Raw genomic sequence first — 3,042 nt, 5'->3', positions numbered from 1 at the left:
ACGCGCAGGCTCGCCTGGCGGCGGGCGCCGTGCGGCCGCGGCGAGGCCTGCGGCGCCGGGGCCGCGCGCGGGTACTCCAGTTCGCACCAGAAGGTGCTCCCCTCGCCCGGGCGGCTGCGCACGCCGATGCGGCCGCCCTGCAGCTCGACCAGGCGGCGGCAGATCGCCAGCCCCAGGCCGGTGCCGCCGAAGCGCCGCGTGATCGAGCCGTCGGCCTGGGTGAACTCGGTGAAGATGCGGCCCTGCGCCTCCTCGGCGATGCCGATGCCGCTGTCCTCGACCTCCAGGCGCAGGCGGCAGCGCTGGGCGCTCATCGCCACGACCCGCGCGCGCACCGCGACGAAGCCGCGCGCGGTGAACTTCACCGCGTTGCCGGCGAGGTTGAGCACGATCTGGTGCAGTGCGCGGCGGTCACCGAGCACGCCCTCGGGCAGCCCGGGGTCGATCTCGAGGCGCAGCTCGAGCCCTTTCTGCGCGCTCATCGTCCCCAGCATCGGGCGCAGCGCGGCCAAGGCTTCGGCAGGACAGAAGGGGGCGGACTGGAGCTCGAGCTGTCCGGCCTCGATCTTGCTGAAGTCGAGCACGTCGTCCAGGATCCCGAGCAGCGTGCTGCCGGAGGCGCGGATCGCGCCCACCCATTCGGCCTGGCCCGGGTCCAGCCGGGAGCGCGCGAGCAGCTGCGCCATGCCGAGGATGCCATTCATCGGCGTGCGGATCTCGTGGCTCATCGCGGCGAGGAAGTCGCTCTTGGCGCGGCTGGCCGCCTCGGCGCGTTCGCGCGCGAGTTCGGCGCGCTCCTTGGCCTTGCGCTCGCCGATGTCGGTGAGCGAGCCCTCGTAGCAGCGCAGCCGCCCGCCGTCGTCGAGCACGCGGCGGGCCGAGATGGAGACCTCGATCTCGCTGCCGTCGCGCCGCCGCCAGCGCGTCTCGAAGCCGACCACCTTCTCCTCCATGTTGAGGCGCCCGAGGAAGCGGCGCTGGTCCTCGGCATGGACGAAGCACTGCGTGCTGACGTCGGTGATCCCGGTGAGGAAGTCTGCCGCGCTGTCGTGACCGAGGAGGCGGACCAGCGCCGGATTGGCGGACAGGAAGCGCCCCTCGGGATCGACCTGGAAGATGCCCTCGATCGCGTTCTCGTACAGCGAGCGGTAGGCCTGCTCGGACTGCTGCAGGCCGAGGTAGAGCTTGGCGTTCTCGATCGAGATCGCCGCCTGCGCGGCGAGGATGCGCAGGGTCTTCAGGCGCTGCTGGTCGAAGATGTCGCGGCCGAGGCGGTGCTCGAGGTAGAGCAGGGCGGTGAGCTCGCCGTGGTACAGGATGGGCAGGCACAGCAGCGAGCGCGGCGCGTGGTCCCGGATGTAGGGGTCGTGCGCGAACATCTGCTGGCGCGGGGCGTCGCCGAGCACCAGCGCCTCGCCGGTGCGGGCGACGTAATTGAGCACGCTCACCGGAAGCAGGCTCGCCGCCGCCTCCAGGGCGACACTGCACATGCGCGTCGACGCCTCCTCCAGCCCGGCGATCGCCTCGACATGGAGGCGCCGGTCGCGGCTCAACGCGAGTGCGCCGCGCTGCGCCCCCGCGCTCGTCAGCGCGAGCTGCAGCAGGCGCTCGAGCAGGCGCTCCAGCACGATCTCGTCCGAGATCGCCTGCGAGGCCTCGATGACCGAGCCGATGTCGAAGGACTGGTTGGTCTCGTCGAGGCCGCCCTGGGCCTCGCCCGCGGCCGCGTTGGGCGACGGACGCGGCCACAGGCCGTATTCCTCCAGCTGCTCCTGCAGATGCACGACGCGGGAGTGCGCGCCGAGGCGCTGGTAGCGCCGGCAGGCGTCGTCGAAGCAGGTGCGCGCGATCGCGCGTTCGCCGGCGTCGAGGTGGAAGCGGGCGGCGAATTCGCAGGCGAGCGCGGCGTCGAGCCAGAAGCCGCCCTGCTCCGCGAGCGCGATCGCGCGGTCGTAGGCCGCGGCCGCCCCCGGGATTGCGTGCACGCGGCGCTGCTCGGCGTCGATCAGCGCGACGCGGTGGCCGTGGTTCGCGGGCGCATGCTCCGCCTGCATGCGGACGTGGCGCACCAGCTGGCGCAATGCCCGCAGCGCACGCCGGCGGGCCTTGCCGGGTGGCGGCAGGGTGCGCAGCAGCGCGAGCGCGTGCAGGCTGCGGAACCAGGTCGCGGTGTAGGTCCCGCCGACATAGGGCAGGTGGGCTTCGCCCAGGGTGCATTCGGCGAGCGCCGCCGCGTAGTTCGCATGCACCAGCGCGAGCAGGGCCTTGTAGAAGTGGTGCAGGCAGACCGCGGTGAGATGGTTCCCGCGCCGGTGCTCGGCGAGCATCTCGGCCTCGTGGTAATGCTCGCCGTCGAGCGCGGTGGGCGCGACCGAGGGCTCGCACAGCCGCGTGACCGCCTGCAGCGCCATGTAGCTGTATTGCAGGGACTGCTGCTGCCCGGTCTGTTCGAGCTGCAGCAGCTGCCCCCGCATGCGTCGCGCGAGCGCCTCGAGATCGTCGGCGAGCGGCACCGCGTACTGGATCGCGGCGGCCAGGCTGTACGCGGCGTATTCGAGGTCGCCGCAGGCGAGCGCCTCGGCGTGCGCCTCGTGCAGGCCGTCGAGGGCGCGCTGCAGCGGCTCGCGGTAGTGGCGGACGTAGCAGTTGAACAGCGACAGCGTGCGCTGGCGACCCTGGCGCGAGGGCCGCGCCGCCTCCAGCGCGAGCGCGAGGGTGCCGGCGCGGTAGCCCTCGTCGATCGCGCCGAGCACGCCGCACAGCACGCCACCGAAGCCGGCGAGCGCCTGCGCGCTGGCGTCGGTGTGGCCGTGGTGCAGGGCGAGCTCGACCTGGCGCGCCATCACCAGCGGACGCAGGGCCGAGCTGGAGAACTTGACGATGCCGAACATGCCGCCGAGCAGCGCCTGGGCGGCGAGCACACGGGGTTCGGTCGCGGCCGGCATGTGCAGCAGCGCGTCCGCCGCGGTGCGGCGGATGAGCAGGCGGGTGCGCAGCAGCTCGGCGGCGATGCGCAGGCGCCCTGGCGCCGCGGGCAGGCGC

1 protein-coding gene is annotated in these 3,042 nt (G+C 73.2%); it reads right to left on the bottom strand.

Translation table 11 applies throughout. The features are described from left to right. Window positions 1-3,042 (bottom strand): ATP-binding protein (locus tag C667_RS21680; protein WP_004384619.1); only part of this gene is annotated, 3,042 nt, incomplete at both ends.

Origin of the sequence: Thauera phenylacetica B4P (genome assembly GCF_000310225.1) — a bacterium.
Lineage (GTDB): Bacteria > Pseudomonadota > Gammaproteobacteria > Burkholderiales > Rhodocyclaceae > Thauera > Thauera phenylacetica.
Note: the sequence above shows the minus strand (reverse complement) of the source record. Positions and strands in the feature narration are given on the sequence as shown.